16 protein-coding genes and 1 tRNA gene are annotated in these 20,026 nt (G+C 62.4%); all 17 read right to left on the minus strand.

Translation table 11 applies throughout. The features are described 5' to 3' along the window. Positions 1–127 precede the first annotated feature (127 nt). The 17 genes from truB to ACVWWQ_RS03410 all read right to left on the minus strand — a co-directional run bounded on the left by truB (position 128) and on the right by ACVWWQ_RS03410 (position 20,026). Positions 128–1,054 carry a tRNA pseudouridine(55) synthase TruB gene (gene truB / locus ACVWWQ_RS03330; RefSeq protein ID WP_133949994.1) on the minus strand — a complete coding sequence of 309 codons (927 nt, stop codon included), beginning with the start codon at positions 1,052–1,054 and terminating at the stop codon, positions 128–130. Between the two features lie 26 nt (positions 1,055–1,080). Further along, entirely contained in the window at positions 1,081–1,464 is a 384-nt protein-coding gene (gene rbfA / locus ACVWWQ_RS03335; RefSeq protein WP_099651917.1) for a 30S ribosome-binding factor RbfA, read from the minus strand. Positions 1,465–1,544: 80 nt separating this feature from the next. Beyond that, on the minus strand, positions 1,545–4,382 hold the full coding sequence (gene infB, locus ACVWWQ_RS03340; protein ID WP_133949992.1) for a translation initiation factor IF-2: 2,838 nt from the start codon (positions 4,380–4,382) through the stop codon (positions 1,545–1,547). A 132-nt stretch (positions 4,383–4,514) separates the two neighbouring features. Continuing rightward, positions 4,515–6,020: a transcription termination factor NusA gene (gene nusA, locus ACVWWQ_RS03345; RefSeq protein ID WP_099651915.1), complete on the minus strand. Its 1,506-nt coding sequence runs from the start codon at positions 6,018–6,020 to the stop codon at positions 4,515–4,517. Positions 6,021–6,121: 101 nt separating this feature from the next. Further along, positions 6,122–6,661 (minus strand): ribosome maturation factor RimP, encoded by a 540-nt coding sequence (locus ACVWWQ_RS03350; RefSeq protein ID WP_133949990.1) that lies wholly within the window; start codon positions 6,659–6,661, stop codon positions 6,122–6,124. A 196-nt stretch (positions 6,662–6,857) separates the two neighbouring features. Continuing rightward, positions 6,858–6,934, minus strand: a tRNA-Met gene (locus tag ACVWWQ_RS03355). Between the two features lie 77 nt (positions 6,935–7,011). Beyond that, a complete protein-coding gene (gene nuoN, locus ACVWWQ_RS03360) occupies positions 7,012–8,466 on the minus strand; it encodes an NADH-quinone oxidoreductase subunit NuoN (protein ID WP_133949988.1) in 1,455 nt (484 codons plus the stop codon). 12 nt (positions 8,467–8,478) lie between these two features. Further along, positions 8,479–9,987 (minus strand): NADH-quinone oxidoreductase subunit M, encoded by a 1,509-nt coding sequence (locus ACVWWQ_RS03365; RefSeq protein WP_099651912.1) that lies wholly within the window; start codon positions 9,985–9,987, stop codon positions 8,479–8,481. A gap of 13 nt (positions 9,988–10,000) precedes the next feature. Then, on the minus strand, positions 10,001–12,043 hold the full coding sequence (gene nuoL, locus ACVWWQ_RS03370) for an NADH-quinone oxidoreductase subunit L (protein ID WP_133949986.1): 2,043 nt from the start codon (positions 12,041–12,043) through the stop codon (positions 10,001–10,003). Between the two features lie 4 nt (positions 12,044–12,047). Continuing rightward, positions 12,048–12,353 (minus strand): NADH-quinone oxidoreductase subunit NuoK, encoded by a 306-nt coding sequence (nuoK, locus tag ACVWWQ_RS03375; protein WP_007805214.1) that lies wholly within the window; start codon positions 12,351–12,353, stop codon positions 12,048–12,050. Beyond that, positions 12,350–12,994: an NADH-quinone oxidoreductase subunit J gene (locus ACVWWQ_RS03380; RefSeq protein ID WP_099651910.1), complete on the minus strand. Its 645-nt coding sequence runs from the start codon at positions 12,992–12,994 to the stop codon at positions 12,350–12,352. The genes nuoK and ACVWWQ_RS03380 overlap by 4 nt, the downstream gene beginning before the upstream one ends. Before the next feature lie 9 nt (positions 12,995–13,003). Next, positions 13,004–13,495 (minus strand): NADH-quinone oxidoreductase subunit NuoI, encoded by a 492-nt coding sequence (gene nuoI, locus ACVWWQ_RS03385; protein ID WP_099651909.1) that lies wholly within the window; start codon positions 13,493–13,495, stop codon positions 13,004–13,006. Between the two features lie 7 nt (positions 13,496–13,502). Next, a complete protein-coding gene (gene nuoH / locus ACVWWQ_RS03390; RefSeq protein WP_099651908.1) occupies positions 13,503–14,531 on the minus strand; it encodes an NADH-quinone oxidoreductase subunit NuoH in 1,029 nt (342 codons plus the stop codon). A 4-nt stretch (positions 14,532–14,535) separates the two neighbouring features. Further along, the gene (nuoG, locus tag ACVWWQ_RS03395) at positions 14,536–16,860 is read right to left on the minus strand and encodes an NADH-quinone oxidoreductase subunit NuoG (RefSeq protein WP_133949984.1); all 2,325 of its coding nucleotides are present in this window, start codon (positions 16,858–16,860) and stop codon (positions 14,536–14,538) included. Next, complete coding sequence (gene nuoF / locus ACVWWQ_RS03400; RefSeq protein ID WP_133949981.1) at positions 16,857–18,182, minus strand: NADH-quinone oxidoreductase subunit NuoF; 1,326 nt, start codon at positions 18,180–18,182, stop codon at positions 16,857–16,859. The genes nuoG and nuoF overlap by 4 nt, the downstream gene beginning before the upstream one ends. Then, positions 18,182–18,751, minus strand: coding sequence for an NADH-quinone oxidoreductase subunit NuoE (gene nuoE, locus ACVWWQ_RS03405; RefSeq protein WP_133949979.1), 570 nt, complete (start codon positions 18,749–18,751; stop codon positions 18,182–18,184). Before nuoE ends, nuoF begins: the two co-directional genes overlap by 1 nt. Before the next feature lie 21 nt (positions 18,752–18,772). Then, positions 18,773–20,026: an NADH-quinone oxidoreductase subunit D gene (locus ACVWWQ_RS03410; protein WP_099651904.1), complete on the minus strand. Its 1,254-nt coding sequence runs from the start codon at positions 20,024–20,026 to the stop codon at positions 18,773–18,775.

The raw sequence follows: 20,026 nt of genomic DNA on the forward strand, positions 1-20,026 counted from the left end.
TGCATCATCGGCGATGACGCAAGCGCAAGCTTCGCCTAGTTGAATGAAAGCGTTGAAATAACTTGTCTATTCTACTGACCGGAGACCTGTTACAACAAGTGCGCGAGGCCTGTTCAGCGCAAATCAGTCAACCGGGTGGCAGATTGAACCCGCGAATGACACGGGCGCGCCCCTCCTCATCCGGCTCCAGCAAGGCCAGCAGTGCGCCATCGCAGGCATAAGCCGCGCAGCGCCCCGATTCCTGCAAGCCCGGCAAAATGATCTGCTGGCCGCGTGAGATGGCCATGCTTTGCGCTTCGTCCAGCTGCAGGACCGGAAGATCCGACAGACCGGCGGATACCGGCTGCAACCACGACAGCAGAGCCTCGTCGCCCTGCGCCGCCGCGCTTTCGAGCTGGGCGATGGTCACCATCCGGGGCTCGCGAAACGGCTCGACCCAGATCCTGCGCAGCGCGGTCAGGTGTGCGCCACAGCCAAGATCCTCACCAAGGTCCACCGCCAGCGAGCGGATATAGGTACCCGAGCCGCATTCCACGAGCAGACGCAAGGTGTCGCCCTCACGAGACAGCAGTTCGAAACGATGCACGTCCACCTCGCGGGCCGGCACGTCCACCATTTCCCCGCGACGCGCCTTCACATAAAGCCGTTCGCCATCCTGCTTCAGCGCCGAATACATCGGCGGCACCTGCAAGATGTGACCCCGCAATTTGTTCAGGGCCGCGTCGATCGTGGCTTCGTCCAGTCGCGGCACCGGTCGCTGCCCGGTGATCTCGCCTTCGCTGTCGGCCGTGTCGGTGGTGATGCCCAGTCGGCACTCGGCAAGATACGCCTTGCGCGCGCCCAGCAGACTGCCAGCCAGCTTGGTGGCCTCGCCAAAACACAGGGGCAACAAACCGGTCGCCAACGGATCGAGCGCCCCGGTATGACCACCCTTGGACGCACGCAGCAAACGACGAACCGACTGCAATGCCTGGTTCGAGCTCAGGCCCAGTGGCTTGTCGAGCAAGACGATGCCGTGCAGATCACGGAACTGGATGCGGGACTGGCGACTCATCGATTCAGCAAGGATCCGGACAACGGTCAGTCCTGCGAATCGGTGTCCGACGCAGGGAGGGTGCGTGCCTGCTCGCGCAGCAACGACTCGATCCGCTCGCCCTTGTCGACGGAATCGTCGTACTTGAACTTCAGTTCCGGCACCCGGCGCATGCGCATGCCGCTGTGTGCCAGCGAATGACGAATTTCGTGGCCCATCTCGTTCAACGCCTTGACTGCAGGCAGTCCCTGCTCAGGCATCAAGGCGGTGACCCATACCGTGGCCCAGTCCAGGTCGCGCGTGATCTCCACATCCGAGACACTGACCGACGGCAAGCCATGGTCACGCACGGCGGCGTGCACCAGCAAGCCGAGTTCACGACGCAATTCGGCGCCGATGCGGTCAGTACGTTTGAAATCGCGGGAGGGCATGAGACGGGGAACCGGTTGAAGATGGGGAACGGGGAACGGGGAAGCCTCGCAGCTTTGTTCCCCGTTCCCGACTTGCGCTGTTACAGCGTGCGTGCCACTTCGGTGCGTTCGAAGCACTCGATCTGGTCGCCCTTTTTGACGTCGTTGTACTGCTTCACGGCGATACCGCATTCCATGCCGTTACGCACCTCCTCGACCAGTTCCTTGAAGCGGCGCAGCGATTCCAGCTCACCTTCGAAGATCACCACGTTGTCGCGCAACACGCGGATCGGCTTGCTGCGCTTGACCGTACCTTCGGTGACCATGCAACCGGCCACGGCACCAAACTTCGAACTGCGGAAGACATCGCGCACTTCGGCCAGGCCGATGATGTCCTCGCGGACTTCCATGCCCAGCAGACCGGTGGCCGCCTGGGTCACCTGATCGATCACGTCATAGATGATCGAGAAATAGCGCACGTCGAGGCCGCTGGTCTCGATGACCTTGCGCGCAGACGCGTCAGCGCGGACGTTGAAGCCGATGACGAGCGCCTTCGATGCCGCCGCCAGTGTGGCGTCGGACTCGGTGATGCCACCGACACCGGAGGCGACCACGTTGACGCGAACCCGGTCGTTGCCGATCTGGGTCAGCGACTCACGCAACGCTTCAACAGAGCCCTGCACGTCGCCCTTGACCAGGATGTTGAGGGTCTGCTGCTCCACGCCCTGACCCATCTTCGCGATGATGTCTTCAAGCCGGTTGCTCTTGCTGACCATACGGGTTTCGCGACGCTTGAGCTCACGCTCCTGTGCCACTTCGCGGGCCAGACGCTCGTCTTCGACGCAGACAAAGTCATCGCCGGTTTCCGGCACGCCGGACAGACCAAGCACCTGCACCGGGATCGACGGGCCGGCTTCCTGCACCTGCTTGCCGGTTTCATCGATCAGTGCGCGCATGCGGCCGTATTCAATGCCGCACACCACGAAGTCGCCCTTCTTCAGCGTACCCTGCTGCACCAGTACGGTAGCCACCGGGCCACGACCGCGATCCAGGCTGGATTCGATCACCACGCCGGAGGCACGGCCATCGGCCACTGCCCTCAACTCCATCACTTCGGCCTGGATCGAGATCGCATCAAGCAGATCCTCGACGCCCATGCCGGTCTTGGCTGATACCGGCACGAACTGCACGTCGCCGCCCCAGTCTTCCGGCACCACTTCCTGCGCGACCAGACCCTGCTTGACGTTGTCCGGATTGGCACCGTCCTTGTCCATCTTGTTGACCGCCACGATGATCGGCACCTTGGCGGCACGTGCATGCTTGACCGCCTCGATGGTCTGCGGCTTCACGCCATCGTCGGCAGCCACCACCAGAATCACGATGTCGGTCGACTGCGCGCCACGGGCGCGCATCGAGGTAAACGCGGCATGGCCGGGAGTGTCCAGGAACGTGATCACGCCCTTGGACGTTTCCACGTGGTACGCGCCGATATGCTGGGTGATGCCGCCGGCTTCGCCGGAGGCGACCTTGGCGCGGCGGATGTAGTCGAGCAACGAAGTCTTGCCGTGATCAACATGGCCCATGATCGTGACCACCGGCGGACGGGTGACCTTGTCCCCTTCCAGCTCGATGTTTTGGGTATGCGCCGCCAGCGTTTCCTCGGCGTTGTTCTGATTGTCCGCCACCGGCGTATGACCGAGCTCCTCGACCACCAGCACGGCGGTGTCGTGATCGATCGTCTGGTTGATGGTGGCCATGACGCCCATCTTGAACAGGGCCTTGACCACCTCCGAACCCTTGACCGCCATCTTCTGTGCAAGCTCGGCGACGACATTGGTATCGCCCACTACCACTTCACGCACCACCGGCGCGGTCGGGCGGGAGAAACCGTGCGGACCGCTCGGCGCAGCAGAACTGCCACGCATGGAGTCACGCGAGTTGCCACGGCCGGGCTTGCCGCGCTTGCCACTGGAGGACGAACGACGGGCGCGATCGGCTTCGCTCAGATGCATCTGGCCACCGGCAAAGCGTTTTCCGGCCTCTCGATTTTCCTTGTTGCCCGGCGATTCGGCGCGTTCGCGCGAATGCTTGGGCTTGCCGCGAGCATCGGTACCCGTCGCTGCGGCGGCCGTGGTCGTCGTGGCGGCGGCTGCCGCTGCCGGACGGACGGGCGCTGCTGGAGCAGCAGGGGGCGCGACCGGCTTGACCAGCTTCTCGCGTTTGCGCGGCTCATGGATGCGCGGCAGGATCATGCCCAGCTCGCGCTGATCGATGCGCTGCACCGTGGAGGCGTCATCTGCTGCCGCAGTCGGAGCCGGAGTCGGGACTTCGGCTGCCTGCTCGGGCTCCGGAGTCGCCACCTCGGCCTTCTCGGGCGCAGCCGACGGCGCTACCGCGGTCGCGGCAGCTTCGGCTTCGCGCCGCTTCTGTTCCTGCTCTGCCTTGTGCTGTTCGTCCAGCGCGTGCTGCCGTGCCTCTGCCTGACGGCGCTCCTCGGCCTCGCTGCGCTCCCGATCTTCCTGCTCGCGCTGCTGCTGCGATTCCTGCAGCTTTCGCACGGCGTCTTCGCGCTCGGGCTCGGCGCTGGCCTCTTCGGCAATCACGCTGCGCTTGACGTAGGTGCGCTTGGCACGCACCTCGACGTTGACGGTCTTGGCCGAGGCCGCCGCACCGCGCCCACCCGGCGTGGCAACCTTCAGTTCGCCGACCGTACGTCGCCTCAGAGTGATCTGGCGAGGCGCACTGTCATCGACCTCGGCCGCAGCCTCGCTCTTGCCATGCGTGCGGCGCAGGAAGCCAAGCAGCTTCACCTTCTCGGTGCTGCTGATGACCTGTTCCTGGTCGGAAAATTTCATGCCCGCCTCGCCAAGCTGCGTCAGCAACTTGTCGACCGGCATGCCCAGAACCTGGGCCAATTGTTTGATCGTGACGTCCGACATCGTGTTCTTTGCTCCGCCGTTCCCGCGCTTATCATCTGTGCGGCATTATCACTACCGCCACCTCCATCCGTGGTGAAAGGCTTGCTGGGAAGCCTTTCGCGACACACCCATCCCGGGTGTTGCCGTCCGCGGTTAGCCGCCTTTCTCCAGTTGCGCGATCATCGGCGCTCGTGCAGCCATGATCAGCGCCGCAGCGCGCTCCTCGTCCATGCCTTCGATATCGATCAGGTCATCCACCGCCAGATCGGCCAGGTCGTCGACCGTTGTCACTTCGCGCGATGCCAGCGCGTAAGCGGTGGCCTCATCCATGCCTTCGAGCGCCAGCAGCTCGTCGGAAGGCTGATGTTCGTCCACGCCCTCTTCCACCGCCAGTGCCTCGGTCAGCAGCGCGTCGCGGGCGCGGGCACGCAGTTCCTCGACGATGTCTTCGTCGAAACCCTCCACGGCCAGCAGTTCGGCGCTGGGCACGTAGGCGATCTCTTCGATGCTGGAGAAACCTTCCTGCACCAGAATGACCGCGATCTCCTGATCCACTTCGAGCTTGTCCATGAACAACTGGCGCGCGGCCTCCTGCTCGGACTCGCTCTTGGCGGTGACCTGATCCTGGGTCATCACATTCAGCTGCCAACCGGTCAGCTTGCTGGCCAAGCGCACGTTTTGGCCGCCACGGCCAATAGCCTGGGACAGCTTGTCTTCGGCTACCGCGATGTCCATCGAGTGCTTTTCCTCATCCATGATGATGGACTGCACTTCGGCCGGCGCCATCGCATTGATGACGAATTGCGCCTGGTTCTCGTGCCACAGGATGATATCGACACGTTCGCCGTTCAGATCGTTCGACACCGCCTGCACACGCGAACCACGCATGCCGATGCATGCACCGATCGGATCGGTGCGGCTGTCGTGGGCCAGCACGGCGATCTTGGCGCGGTCACCCGGATCACGGGCGCAGCCCTTGATCTCGACCAGACCCTGGCCGACTTCCGGCACTTCCAGCTTGAACAGCTCGATCATGAATTCGGGCGCAGCGCGCGACACAAACAGCTGCGGGCCGCGTGCTTCGGATTTCACTTCATAGAGATAACCGCGCACGCGGTCGCCGACGCGGGCCGACTCGCGCGGAATCGTCTTGTCGCGCGGAATGAAGGCTTCAGCATTGCTGCCCAGATCGAGGTAGATATTGCCGCGCTCGACGCGCTTGACGATACCGGTGACGAGCTCGCCCACACGATCGGCGAACGCATCGACCACCTGCTGGCGCTCGGCTTCGCGCACGCGCTGCACGATCACCTGTTTGGCGGCCTGCGCTGCGATACGGCCGAACTCGGCGTTCTCGACCTGCTGTTCGATGTATTCACCGACCTCGGCATCCGCACGTTCGTCCAGCGCATCCATCAGGCGCAGCTGGTACGAGGGATCTTCCATCTCGCCGTCATCGGCAATGATCTCCCAGCGACGGAAAGTCTCGTACTCGCCGGTGTCGTGATTGATCGAGACACGAACGTCGGGCTCCTCGTCGGGATAGCGCTTCTTCGCGGCCGAAGCCAGCGCGGCCTCCATCGCCTCGAAAATCACTTCTTCCGGCACGCCCTTTTCATTGGCGACCGCGTCGACGACCAGCAAAAGTTCTTTGCTCATTGCTGCAACTCCGTGGGTATCCGGTCCGGATACCGATGGTTAAATTGTTGTGTTCATCATCCCGGAACACAAAACCTGGAACGCGGCCACGGATGGCCGCATCAAATGACTTTCTTGCCCGGAGCCTTGCCGCCGGGCTTGGGCTGCGGCGCATAACCCAGCGCCACCCAGTCCGGCACAACCCGCGCACTTTCCACCAGCGAATGATCGAACTCGAAGGCTTTTCCTTCGGCTTCCAGAACGATGTGCTCGCCATTCACCGAAACCAGCTTGCCACGCAGGCGACGGCGTCCTTCGAGCGGCGATTTCAGCAACACTTTCACTTCCTGCCCATCGACCCGCGCAAATTGTTCGGCAGTGAACAGGGGGCGATCAAGACCAGGCGAAGAAACCTCCAGCACGTAATTGCCCGGAATCGGGTCTTCCACGTCCAGCAGGGCGGACAATTCGCGACTGGCTGTCTCGCAATCCTCGATGCCCACCTCGCGACGCTCGCCGTCACCGGCATCCTTGTTCAACAAGTCCAGGTAAACGCGAAGGGTACTCTGCCCGTGCGAAGGATTGAATTCCACCCCAAGGCATTCCAGACCCAGATCGGTCAGTACCTCGGTGAAGCGCTGTGCCAGTGCCTGTGTATCCATGATCGTCTTCCCGACTCACTCCGTCAGAACGGCAGAAACAAAAAATGGGCTCCAACGGCCCATTTCCTTATCACGCCGATGTTCCTCCTCGTGCAGCTCTTTCCGGTGCGCTTGGCTGCCAAGGCCGCCAGGCACGACGCATCCGTGCGCCCAACAAAAAAGCCTCCGAGGAGGCTTTCTTGCAACAAGAAAGATCTGGTAGCGGGGGCAGGATTCGAACCTGCGACCTTCGGGTTATGAGCCCGACGAGCTGCCAGACTGCTCCACCCCGCATCAGAGTCCAGAGAGTTTACCGAGGTGGCCGGATTCTTGCAAGCCTCAATCCACCCCAATTCCCTTCAATCCACGATTCAAAGACCGAACGCGCGGCGACACCAGCCCAGCAACGGTCCCCAATACAAGCCCAGAGCCAGCAGCGACAGTGCATTGATCGACAACACCACGCGCAGCGGCTTGTCGGCCTGCGCCTGCAACTGGCTGCCTTCAGCCGGCTTGTCGAAGTACATCACCTTCACCACGTGCAGGTAGTAGTACAGACCGATGATCGCAAACACGACACCGACGATCGCAAGCCACAGCATGTCGGCGTGGATGGCCGCTTCCAGCACCAGCACCTTGGCCCAGAAACCGAACAGCGGCGGCACGCCGGCCAGCGAGAACATCGCCAGCAGCATCAGGAAAGCCATCCACGGTGATTTCTGGTTGAGGCCCTTCAGGTCGGCGATTTCCTCGCACTCGAACCCTGCCCGGCTCATCGCCAGCATCACGCCAAACGCCGCCACACCCATCAGTGCGTAGCAGATCGCGTAGAACATCGCTGCCGCATAGCCTTCCGGTCCGGCGGCCGCGAGGCCGAGCAGCAGATAGCCCATGTGCGAAATGGTCGAATACGCCAGCATGCGCTTGAGGTTGGTCTGCACGATCGCGACCAGGTTGCCGATCGCCAGCGAAAGCACTGCCAGCACGGCCAGCATCAGTTGCCATTGATGCGCCAGATCGCCCATGCCTCCGTCGAGCAGGCGCCAGGCCATGCCGAATGCAGCCAGCTTTGAACCCGAGGCGATGAAGGTGGTCACCGGCGTGGGCGCACCCTGATAGACGTCCGGGATCCACATGTGGAAAGGTGCCGCACCCAGTTTGAAACCGATGCCGACGATCATGAAGATCAGGCCGAACAGCAGCAACGTCGGTGCCGTGGTGTAGCTCATGACATCGTGCAATTGCGCCAACTCCAGGGTCGGAGTGCCGCCCATGCCGGAAGCGCCGTAGACCATCGACATGCCATACAGCAGCATGCCCGAGGCCAGCGCACCCAGCACGAAGTACTTGATCGCCGCCTCCGGCGGCAGCTTCGCATCGCGATTCAGAGCCACCAGCGCATAGGAAGACAGCGACAACAGTTCCAGCCCCAGATACACCGTCACCAGGTTGCCGGCCGAAACCAGCAGCATGATGCCGATCACCGCGAAGATCATCAGGGTGTAGAACTCGCCGCCGAGCAGCTTGCGATCGATCAGGTACGGACGCGCATAGACAAAGACCATTGCAGTCGTGCCCAGCACGAACACCTTGAGGATCTCGGCCACGTCGTCGCGCAGGAACATGCCGCCGAATGCGCTTACCGCCTGCGGCGGTTGACCGGCGATCACCAGATAGATCGCCACCAGCAGAACCGCGATCGAAATCCAGTGCAGCAGCGGACGCTGCTCGGGCTTCATGAAAGCGTCCAGCAACAACAGCAGGCACACCGCTGCCACCAGGTAGAACTCCGGCAACAGGATCAGGATGTCATTCAGTGTTGGCATGTCTTGTCCCGATCAAATCTTGTGAATGGCGAGCTGTTGCACCAAATGCGCCACCGAACCGTCCATCAAATGGACCAGTGGCTGCGGCCAGATACCCAGCGCCAGCACGGCGGCGGCAAAGGCCGCCAGTACGAAGGTCTCACGACCGTTGATTTCCTTCATCTCGGCCACGTGCGGATTGGTGATGTCACCCCACAGCACGCGCTTGACCAGCCACAGCGTGTAGGCCGCGCCGATGATCAGAGTGAACGCGGCGAACAGCGCAATCCACGGATTTGCTGCGAAACTGGCCAGGATCACCATGAATTCGCCGACGAAACCGCTGGTACCCGGCAGGCCGCAGTTGGCCATCGCGAACAGCACGTAGAAGAACCCGAACCACGGCATCACGTTGATGACGCCGCCGTAATCCTTGATTGCACGGGTATGCAGACGGTCATACATGACGCCGATGCAGGTGAACATCGCGCCGGAGACGAAGCCGTGCGAAATCATCTGGATCATCGCACCCTGCATGCCGAGCTGGGCCATGTCGGTATTGCCCTGCTCGCGCACCAGCGCAAATGCGATGAAGATGCCCAGCGTGACGAAGCCCATGTGGGCCACCGACGAATACGCCACCAGCTTCTTCATGTCCTCCTGCACCAGCGCGACGTAGCCGATGTAGACGACCGCAACCAGACTCAGTGCGATGATGATCCACGCGAAGTGCGCACCGGCATCCGGCACGATCGGCAGGATGAAGCGCAGCATGCCGTAGGTACCGACCTTCAGCATCACCGCCGCCAGCACCACTGAACCACCGGTTGGCGCCTCCACGTGCGCGTCCGGCAGCCAGGTGTGCACCGGCACCATCGGCACCTTGATCGCGAAGGCGATCAGGAACGCGAAAAAGATCCAGGTCTGCTCTTTCATCGTCAGCGGCAATGCCGCCAGCGTGGCCAGGTCGAACGTGTGCGCCTTCTGGTACAGGTACAACAGCGCGATCAGCATGAAGACCGAGCCGAAGAACGTGTAGATGAAGAACTTCAGCGTCGCATACACGCGGCGCGGCCCACCCCAGATGCCGATCAGGATGAACATCGGGATCAGGATCGCCTCGAACAGCGCGTAGAACAGCAGCGCGTCGGTGGCGCAGAACACGCCGATCAGCAGGCCTTCCAGCATCAGCATCGCGGCCATGTACTGGTGCGGCTTGTCCTGGATGACTTCCCAGGCACCGGCAATCACCAGAATGCCGACGAAGGTGGTCATCACGATCAGGGCCACCGAGATGCCGTCAACCGCCAACCCGTAATGGACGCCCCATGAGGCAATCCACAGATGGCTTTCCACCAATTGCATGGTGCTGCCAGCGGGGTCGTACTGCACCAGCAGGAACAGGCTGACCACGAAAGTCAGCACCGCGACCAGCAGCGACAGCCAGCGCGCCAGGTTGGGACGGGCCGTGCCGGCAAGCAGCACCGGGATCGCACCGAGAACAGGAAGCCAGATCAGCAGGCTGAGCAAATGATTGAACATGGATCTGTTTCCCTTATTGCCCGACCGGCATGGAACCGAGGAACCAATACCCGCCAAGCAGCAGGATCAGGCCGAGAATCATCGCGAAAGCGTAGTGATAGAGGTAACCCGACTGCAGCCGGCGCGCGGTCGCGGCAACGCGATGCACCAGGCTCACCGAGCCATTGACCATCGCGCCATCGATCACCGCGGTCTCGCTAGCCTTCCAGAACAGGCGACCGAGCATCACGCCGCCACGGGCAAACACCGCAAAATACAGATTGTCGACCCAGTACTTCCGGTCAAGCACCGTCCACAGAGGCTTCAGCGCGGACTTGATGCGGCCGGCCAGCGCCGGGTTGAACAGGTAGATGTAGGTGCAAGTGACAAAGGCTATCAGCACCAGCAGGAACGGAAGCTGGGTGAATCCGTGCAGCGCCATCGCGGTCGCGCCGTGGAATTCCTGGCCCAGTTCGGCCAGCACGTTGTTCGCCTCATCCACGTGAATCGCGCTGCCGAACCAGTTGCCGAACAGCATCGGACCGACCGTGAAGAAGCCCACCAGCAGCGACGGAATGGCCAGCAGCACCAGCGGCAGGGTCACCACCCACGGCGACTCCTTTGGCGCATGCGCCAGGACGCCCGGCTCGTGGTGACCGTGATCGTCATGCCCGTCATGGCCATGACCATGCTGCTCGACCACGGTGAAACGCTCCTTGCCGTGGAAGGTCAGGTACATCTGGCGGAACGTGTACAGACCCGTCACCAGCGCGCCGGCCATCACGCAGAAGTAGGCGTAATGCGCACCCCAGCGATGCGACTCGCCGACGGCTTCGATGATCGCGTCCTTCGAGTAGAAGCCCGAGGTGAACGGGATCGCCACCAGCGCCAGCGAACCGATCCACATGGTGATCCAGGTGATCGGCATGTACTTGCGCAGGCCGCCCATGTAGCGCATGTCCTGCTCGTGGTGCATCGCGATGATCACCGAGCCCGCGCCGAGGAACAGCAGCGCCTTGAAGAACGCATGCGTCATAAGGTGGAACACCGCACCCGAATACATCGACACGCCCAGCGCCACCGTCATGTAACCCAGCTGCGACAGGGTGGAGTAAGCAATCACCCGCTTGATGTCATTTTGGACGATGCCAATCAAACCGGTGAACAGCGCCGTGGTCGCGCCGATTACCAGCACGAAGCTCAGCGCGGTCGACGACAACTCGAACAGCGGCGACATGCGCGCCACCATGAAGATGCCGGCGGTGACCATGGTCGCCGCGTGGATCAGGGCGGAGATCGGGGTCGGGCCTTCCATCGAGTCGGGCAGCCACACGTGCAACGGCACCTGCGCCGACTTGCCCATCGCGCCGATGAACAGGCAGATGCAGATCACCGTGGCCGCGTCCCACTGCGTGTGCGCCGTGATCTGCAAGGTCTTGCCGACCAGGCCGGGTGCCGCGTTGAACGCGGTGGCGTAGTCCAGCGTGCCCAGGAAGTACAACACTGCCGCAATGCCGAGCAGGAAACCGAAGTCGCCCACGCGGTTGACCAGGAACGCCTTCAGGTTCGCGAAGATCGCGGTCGGCCGCTTGTACCAGAAGCCGATCAGCAGGTACGACACCAGACCCACGGCTTCCCAGCCAAAGAACAGCTGCATGAAGTTGTTGCTCATGACCAGCATGAACATCGAGAAGGTGAACAGCGAGATGTAGCTGAAGAAACGGGTATAGCCCGGGTCATCGCGCATGTAGCCGATGGTGTACACATGCACCAGCAGCGACACGAAACTCACCACCACCAGCATCATCGCGGTGAGACGATCGACCATGAACCCGACGCTGGCGTTGAACGGACCGATCTGGAACCAGGTATAGAGGTTCTGGTTGTATTCCGCGGCGCCTCCCAAGGTCAGTTGGTAAAGCACGTAGAACGACAGCGCACAGGAAATAAGCAGGCCGAGAATGGTCACGCTGTGCGAGCCGGCACGCCCGATTAACTTGGCGAAGAACCCGGCAAGCAGGCAACCGACCAGCGGCGCCAGCGCGATCGTCAGCAGGATGGATGTCGAAAGCTGCATCGGTTCAACCCTTCATGCTGTCGATGTCGGCGATATTGATCGTGCTGCGCGTACGGAACAGCAGCACCAGGATCGCCAGGCCGATGGCAGCTTCAGCCGCGGCCACGGTGAGAATGAAGAACACGAACACCTGCCCCGACACGTCGCCGAGGAAGCGTGAGAACGCCACGAAGTTCATGTTCACGGCCAGCAGCATCAACTCGATCGACATCAACAGCACGATCACGTTCTTGCGGTTGATGAACAGGCCGGCGACGGCGATGCAGAACAGCACCGCGCCAAGCACGATGTAGTGCGCTAGCGTGATCATGGCTGCGACTCCTGGGATTCGGTCGATTCGTCGGGACGGACAGCCGCCATCTTCACGATGCGCACGCGGCGGGTCGGATCCGCCTTGACCTGCTGGCTGGCCGACTCGTAACGGGCGTCACGGCGCTCGCGCAAAGTCAGTGCCACCGCGGCGACGATACCCACGGTAAGGATGAGCGCCGCAATTTCGAACGGCAGCAGGAACCGCGTATACAGTGCGCGACCCAGCCACGCGGTATTGGACACGCCGGCGGCCGTCGCCGGATCTGCACCCATCAAATGCGACTGCAGCGCACGCACACCGATCAGACCAAGCATTTCGGCCAGCATCACCACCGCCACGAACAAGCCGATCGGCAGGAACTTGACGAAGCCCTCGCGCATCTTTTCCTGGTCGATGTCGAGCATCATCACCACGAACAGGAACAGCACCATGACCGCGCCGACGTAGACCACGATCAGTGCCAGTGCAAGGAACTCAGCCTCGAGCAGCAGCCACAGACAGGCGGCGCTGAAGAACGTGAGCACCAGTGCCAGCACCGCGTGCACCGAGTTCTTCAGGGTGATCACCGACAAGGCTGCCGCCACGGTGACAAAACTGAAGGCATAAAAACAAATGAGTTGGAGCAGTTGGGGATTCATCGATAGGCCTCAGCGGTACGCCGCATCTTGCGCGCGGTCGGCAGCGATCTGCTGTTCAAAGCGGTCGCCGATGGCCAGCAGCTTCTGCTTGTCCACCACGTTCTCGCCACGGTTCTCGAAGTGATACTCGTGGATCGAGGTCTCGACGATGGAGTCCACCGGGCAGCTCTCCTCGCAGAAGCCGCAGAAGATGCACTTGAACAGGTCGATGTCGTAGCGGGTGGTGCGACGCTGGCCGTCGCTTTCACGGGGCGCGGAATCGATGGTGATTGCCAATGCCGGGCACACTGCCTCGCACAGCTTGCACGCGATGCAGCGCTCCTCGCCGTTCGCGTAGCGACGCAGCGCGTGCAATCCACGGAAGCGGTTGGATTTGGGGATGTGCTCCATCGGGTAGCGCATCGTGTACTTCGGCTTGAACATGTAACGCATGGTCAAACCCATGCCCTGGAACAGCTCTACCAGCAGCAGGCTCTTGAAATAGTGGGTAATGCGATTCATTGGATGCTCAGGCCCCCGCGCCGATGCTGACCAGGCCGTAGTACTTCATCAGGCCCGCCACGAAAACCCACGCAATGGCGATGGGGATGAACACCTTCCAGCCCAGCCGCATGATCTGGTCATAGCGATAGCGCGGAAAGGTGGCGCGGAACCACAGGAACATGAAGGAGAACAGGAAGGCCTTGATCAGCAGCCAGGGGAAGCCACCAAGACCGATGAAACCCCACGATGTCGGGAACGGCGACAACCAGCCGCCCATGAACAGGATGGCGGCGAGGAAGCTGACCAGGATCATGCTGGCGTATTCAGCCAGGAAGAACAGCGCGAACGCCGACCCGGAATATTCCACGTGGAAGCCGGCGACGATTTCCGATTCACCCTCGGCGACGTCGAACGGCGCACGGTTGGTTTCGGCCACGCCGGAGATGAAATAGATCACGAACACCGGCAGCAGCGGCAACCAGAACCAGTCGAAAATACCCTTGCTGCCGGCCTGTGCGTTGACGATGTCGGTGAGGTTGAGCGAGCCGGCGAGCACCAGCACGCAAACCAGACACAAGCCCATGGCCAGTTCGTAGGAGATCACCTGCGCCGCCGAACGCATCGCGCCGAGCAGCGCGTAGCGCGAGTTCGACGCCCAGCCGGCGATGATGATGCCGTACACGCCCATCGACGTCATTGCCAGCAGATACAACACGCCGGCGTTGGCATTGGACAACACCATCGAGCTGCTGAACGGGACGACCGCCCACACCGCCAGCGCAGGAACCAGCGCGATCATCGGTGCCAGGTAGTACAGGAAGCGGTTCGCCTTGGTCGGCAGAATCACCTCCTTGATCAGCAGCTTCACCACGTCGGCAAAGGCCTGCAGCAAGCCCCATGGGCCCACTTTGTTCGGCCCCATGCGCGAGTGCATCCAGCCGAGGACCTTGCGCTCCCAGTAGACGAACATCGCCACCGCAATGACCAGCGGCAACACGATCGCCAGGATATACAGGACCGGCACGACGAGCTGATGGATGAGTTGATCAAGCATCTGCTTAAGCCTTGCTCAGGGTGATGGACGCGCCATACGGCGGCAGCGTGGCAGTGAGATCATGCGCGGCCTCGATCCAGACCGCGCCATCGGGCACGGAAGCATCAATCACCGCGGACAGCGTCGTCGCGGCGACACGCACCGGACTACCGGCGGCCAGCCCTTGGCGCGCCGCCTCTTCCGCGTTCAGGCGTACAGCCGGCGCACGATTGAGCGGATGCGCGTTGAGCGCCGTGGCACGACGCAACACGGCGTCCGTTCGGTAGATCGGCCAGGTAGCGAGGCGGCGGAGACCGCTACTGGGGGTGCGCTCTGCCAACCCGCTGCGATCGGATACCGCCCGGGCGCTGATGCCGTCACGCAAGCCGGCCAGATCGTCGAATTCAAAACCGGCCAGCTGCAGTGCGCCGCCCAGCGCGCGCAACACCTTCCAGCCCGGCCGGGCTTGACCCGGGGCCTTGGCACCAGCGACCACGCCCTGGGCCAACCCGTCGACGTTGACCAGGGTGGCCTCGGTTTCCGGCAACAAGGCGATCGGCAGAATGACATCTGCCACCTCGCGCAGCGCGGGACCGGCGTAGGCGCTGAACGCCACCACCTGCTCCGCTGCACCGAGCGCCTTCAAGGCGGCGGCACCGTCGGCAAAATCATGCGGCGGCTCGACGCCGTACAACACGTAGCTCTTGCGTGGCTGGGCCAGCATGGCCTGCGCATCGAGACCGCCGTTGCCCGGCGTCACGCCAAGTTGCGCCAGGCCAATGGCATTCGCGCCGACCGGCAACTCGTCGTAGCCGGCACCGGTGGCTTCGGCAATGAAACGGGCAATCGCACGCAACCAGGAGGCTTGCGGATGAGTTACCGCGGCCTCGCCGAGGATCACCACCGCATGGCCGGACTTCAGCGCCGCGATCGTGTCGTTGTCACCGTCATTGGCCTGCACCGCGCCGATCGCATCGGCCAGCGCTGTGGGCGCCGAGGCACCCGCGACAACTGCCGCCTTGGCCAGTGCAAGCAACGCGTCAACCAACGCCAACGGGGCAACGATCGCCTCACTGGCCAGTTTGTAATTGAAGTCGAAATGCACCGGATTGACCGCGTAGACCTTGGCGCCCTTCTTGGTCGCCTGGTGCACGCGATGATTCAGCAAAGGCATTTCGTGGCGCAGGTCGGAACCGACCAGCAAGGCCGCGCGGATCTGCCCGACTTCGGCAACCGGCAAGCCAAACGGGCGGGCCACCGCGTTGTCGGAAAAATCGAGCTGGCGCAGGCGATGGTCGACGTGGGCACTGCCCAGCCCACGGGCCAGGCGCATCAGCAGATCACCCTCCTCGTTCGAGGTGGCCGGATGCAGCAGAATGCCCAGCTCGCTGCCCGGCGCCTTCTTCAAGGCTTCGCCGGCAAACTGCAAGGCTTCTTCCCAACCCACCACCTGCCACTGGCCGTTGCGCTTGATCTCGGGCGCCGCGATGCGGTCTTGCGCGTACATGCCTTGATGGCTGTAACGGTCGCGATCGGACAACCAGCACTCGTTGACGGACTCGTTGTCGCGCGGCACGGTACGCAACACTTCACCACGGCGCGTGTGCAGCCAGAGGTTGGAACCGAGTGCATCGTGGTAGCCGATGGACGGCTTGGCGACCAGTTCCCAGGCGCGCGCCTTGAACTGGAATGGCTTGTTGGTCAGTGCGCCCACCGGGCAGACATCGATGATGTTGCCGGACAACTCGGTTTCCACCGTCTTGCCGATATACGTTCCAATCTGCAGGTTCTCACCGCGATTCATGCCGCCCAGTTCATGGGTACCGGCGATCTCGCTGGTGAAGCGCACACAACGGGTGCACTGGATGCAACGGGTCATCTCGGTGGCAACCAGCGGTCCGATGTTCTCGTCGGCCACGGTGCGCTTGCGCTCGGTGTAGCGTGACACGCTGCGACCATAACCCAGCGCCACGTCCTGCAGCTCGCACTCGCCGCCCTGGTCGCAGATCGGACAATCCAGCGGGTGGTTGATCAGCAGGAATTCCATCACGTCTTTCTGGAATTTCAGCGCCTTGTCCGAGCGCGTCATCACCTTCATGCCTTCGGCCACGGGCGTGGCGCAAGCCGGCTGCGGCTTGGGCATGAGCTTGCCGCCCATCTCCACATCGACCAGGCACATGCGGCAGTTTGCGGCAATCGGCAGCTTGCGGTGGTAGCAGAAACGCGGGATCGACACGCCGATCGCATCGGCGGCCTCGATGATCATCGCGCCCTTGCGGATCTGCGTCGGCTTGCCGTCGACCTCGATGTTGATCAGATCCGGCGCGGCGCCGGTCGGCTGCGCACTCATGCAGCAACTCCAGAGTTGGCTTGTGCAAGCCTGTCCTCGACCATCGAGCGACCGTGCTGCACGAAGTATTCGAATTCATTCCAGAAGCGGGCCAGGAAACCCTGCACCGGCCACGCGGCGGCTTCGCCAAACGCGCAGATGGTGTGGCCTTCGATCTGACCGGCGATCGCCTTGAGGCGATGCAGGTCTTCCTCGGTGCCCCGCCCCTCGACGATGCGGGTCAACACGCGGTGCATCCAGCCGGTGCCTTCACGGCACGGCGTGCACTGGCCGCAGGATTCCGCCATGTAGAAGCGCGAGATGCGGTGGCAGACCTTGACCATGCAAGTGGTCTCGTCCATCACGATGACGGCGCCCGAACCCAGGCCCGAACCCGCCTTCTGCAGGCAGTCGTAATCCATCGTGCTTTCCAGCATCACGTCAGCCGGCAACACCTTCATCGACGAACCGCCCGGGATCACCGCCTTGAGCTTGTGCCCGTTACGCACGCCACCGGCCATCTCCAGCAGTTCGGAGAACGGTGTGCCGAGACGGATTTCGAAGTTGCCCGGATTGTTCACGTGACCGGAGACCGAGAAGATCTTCGGGCCGCCATTGTTCGGCTTGCCGATATTGAGGAACCAGTCTGCGCCGTTGCGCAGGATCGCCGGCACCGAGGCGTAGGTCTCGGTGTTGTTGATCGTGGTCGGCTTGCCGTAGAGGCCGAAACCAGCCGGGAACGGCGGCTTGAAGCGCGGCTGCCCCTTCTTGCCTTCCAGCGATTCCATCAGCGCGGTTTCCTCACCGCAGATGTAGGCACCTGCGCCGAGCGCGTTGTAGATGTCGACGTCGATCCCGCTGCCCTGCACGTTCTTGCCGAGCAGGCCGGCCGCGTAGGCTTCCTTCAGCGCCTCTTCGATGTGCTCGTAGGGCTCGTGATGGAACTCGCCACGCAGATAGTTGTAAGCCACGGTGGAACCCGTGCAGTAACACGCGATGGCCAGGCCCTCGAGCACCGCATGCGGGTTGTAGCGCAGGATGTCACGATCCTTTGCCGTGCCGGGCTCGGATTCATCCGAGTTGCACAGGATGTACTTCTGCATGTCGCCCTTCGGCATGAAGGACCACTTCAGGCCGGTCGGGAAACCCGCGCCGCCACGGCCGCGCAGGCTGCTCTTCTTGATTTCGTCGATCAGCGACGCCGGGTCCGGCTTCTCGGCGAGGATCTTGCGCCATGCCTTGTAACCATCGACCTTCTCGTAGCTTTCCATCGCCCACGGCTTGTCGAAATGCAGCGTGGTGTAGACGACCTGGTGGTCCTGGGGTGCGGGTCCGACGGCCATCAGTGCTTCTCCTCGGCGTCGTGGCCGTGCGCGGGGCCATCCATGCTCAAGCCGTCGAGGATCGCGTCGATCTTCTCGGTGGTCAGGCGCTCATGGTAATGACCGTTCACCGTCATCGCCGGTGCGTACACGCACGCCGCGATGCATTCTTCTTCCAGCTTCAGGTACACGCGACCATCGGGCGTGCTTTCGCCAGCCTTGATGCCGAGCTTCGCCTCACAATGGCGCAACAGCTCTTCCGCGCCGTTGAGCCAGCACGAGATATTGGTGCAGATCGCCACGTTGTTGCGGCCGACCGGCCTCGTCTCCAGCATCGAGTAGAAGCTGGCCACCTCGTACGCCCAGATCGACGGCAGATCGAGATACTTCGCGACCGCGGTGATCAGTTCGTCGGTGAGAAACCCGTTGTTCTGTTCCTGCGCGCCAAACAGCGCCTGGATCAGCGCCGACCGCTTGCGGTCTGGCGGGAACTTCGCCGCCCAGGCATCAATGTGATGGCGGGTGTGCTCGGTAAGCAGGGCGAGAGGGTCAACGTTTCTGACCTGCTCGAAATGTCCGGTGGCTTTCATGGGTTTCTCCGTCGTGCCGGCTCAGCGATCCACTTCGCCGAACACGAGGTCATAGGTACCGATCATGGCGACCACGTCGGCGAGCATGTGGCCGCGCACGATGGTGTCCATGGATGACAGATGGGCGAAGCCCGGTGCGCGCAGATGCACGCGAAACGGCTTGTTGGCGCCGTCGGAAACCAGGTAGCAGCCGAATTCGCCCTTCGGCGCCTCGACCGCGCAATAGGTTTCTCCGGCCGGTACGCAATAGCCTTCGGTGAAGAGTTTGAAGTGATGGATCATGGCTTCCATGTCCTCCTTCATCTCGACCCGCGAGGGCGGCGCGACCTTGAAATTCTTGACCATCACCGGACCGGGGTTGGCCTTCAGCCATTTCACGCACTGCTGGATGATCCGGTTCGACTGGCGCATTTCTTCCACGCGCACCAGGTAGCGGTCATAGCAGTCGCCGTTGACGCCGACCGGAATGTCGAAATCCATCTCCGCGTACTTTGCGTAGGGCTGCTTCTTGCGCAGATCCCACTCGACGCCGGAGCCGCGCAGCATCGCGCCGGTCATGCCCCACTGCTGGGCCAGTTCCGGGCTGATTACGCCGATGCCGACGGTGCGCTGCTTCCAGATGCGATTGGTGGTGAGCAGTTCCTCGTACTCGTCCACCTTGGTCGGGAAGTCCGCGGTGAACGCCTCGAGGTAGTCGAGCATCGAACCTTCGCGCCAGCTGTTGATACGCTTCAGGTCGGCACCTTTGTGCCAGGGCGACTCGCGGTACTTCGACATCTGCTCCGGCAGATCGCGATAGACGCCGCCCGGACGGTAGTACGTGGCATGCATGCGCGCACCCGACACCGCCTCGTAGACGTCCATCAATTCTTCGCGTTCGCGGAACGCGTACAGGATCACCGCCATCGCGCCGAGGTCGAGCGCGTTCGAGCCGATCCACATCAGGTGGTTCAGGATGCGGGTGATCTCGTCGAACATGGTACGGATGTACTGCGCACGCTCCGGCGCCTCGATCCCCAGCAGGGTCTCGATCGAGCGCACATACGCATGCTCGTTGCACATCATCGACACGTAGTCGAGCCGATCCATGTAACCGATCGACTGGTTGAACGGCTTGGACTCAGCCAGCTTCTCGGTACCACGATGCAGCAGGCCCACGTGCGGATCGGCGCGGACGATGGTCTCGCCGTCCATCTCCATGATCAGGCGCAGCACGCCATGGGCGGCCGGATGCTGCGGGCCGAAGTTCATCGTGTAGTTGCGGATCTCTTGCAT

The organism is Rhodanobacter sp. TND4EL1, assembly GCF_054061035.1.

Bases quoted from the DNA above. Each gene is read 5' to 3' on its own strand.
- truB (WP_133949994.1), bottom strand. From the start codon at position 1,054: ATGAGTCGCCAGTCCCGCATCCAGTTCCGTGATCTGCACGGCATCGTC.
- rbfA (WP_099651917.1), bottom strand. From the start codon at position 1,464: ATGCCCTCCCGCGATTTCAAACGTACTGACCGCATCGGCGCCGAATTG.
- infB (WP_133949992.1), bottom strand. From the start codon at position 4,382: ATGTCGGACGTCACGATCAAACAATTGGCCCAGGTTCTGGGCATGCCG.
- nusA (WP_099651915.1), bottom strand. From the start codon at position 6,020: ATGAGCAAAGAACTTTTGCTGGTCGTCGACGCGGTCGCCAATGAAAAG.
- ACVWWQ_RS03350 (WP_133949990.1), bottom strand. From the start codon at position 6,661: ATGGATACACAGGCACTGGCACAGCGCTTCACCGAGGTACTGACCGAT.
- nuoN (WP_133949988.1), bottom strand. From the start codon at position 8,466: ATGCCAACACTGAATGACATCCTGATCCTGTTGCCGGAGTTCTACCTG.
- ACVWWQ_RS03365 (WP_099651912.1), bottom strand. From the start codon at position 9,987: ATGTTCAATCATTTGCTCAGCCTGCTGATCTGGCTTCCTGTTCTCGGT.
- nuoL (WP_133949986.1), bottom strand. From the start codon at position 12,043: ATGCAGCTTTCGACATCCATCCTGCTGACGATCGCGCTGGCGCCGCTG.
- nuoK (WP_007805214.1), bottom strand. From the start codon at position 12,353: ATGATCACGCTAGCGCACTACATCGTGCTTGGCGCGGTGCTGTTCTGC.
- ACVWWQ_RS03380 (WP_099651910.1), bottom strand. From the start codon at position 12,994: ATGAATCCCCAACTGCTCCAACTCATTTGTTTTTATGCCTTCAGTTTT.
- nuoI (WP_099651909.1), bottom strand. From the start codon at position 13,495: ATGAATCGCATTACCCACTATTTCAAGAGCCTGCTGCTGGTAGAGCTG.
- nuoH (WP_099651908.1), bottom strand. From the start codon at position 14,531: ATGCTTGATCAACTCATCCATCAGCTCGTCGTGCCGGTCCTGTATATC.
- nuoG (WP_133949984.1), bottom strand. From the start codon at position 16,860: ATGAGTGCGCAGCCGACCGGCGCCGCGCCGGATCTGATCAACATCGAG.
- nuoF (WP_133949981.1), bottom strand. From the start codon at position 18,182: ATGGCCGTCGGACCCGCACCCCAGGACCACCAGGTCGTCTACACCACG.
- nuoE (WP_133949979.1), bottom strand. From the start codon at position 18,751: ATGAAAGCCACCGGACATTTCGAGCAGGTCAGAAACGTTGACCCTCTC.
- ACVWWQ_RS03410 (WP_099651904.1), bottom strand. From the start codon at position 20,026: ATGCAAGAGATCCGCAACTACACGATGAACTTCGGCCCGCAGCATCCG.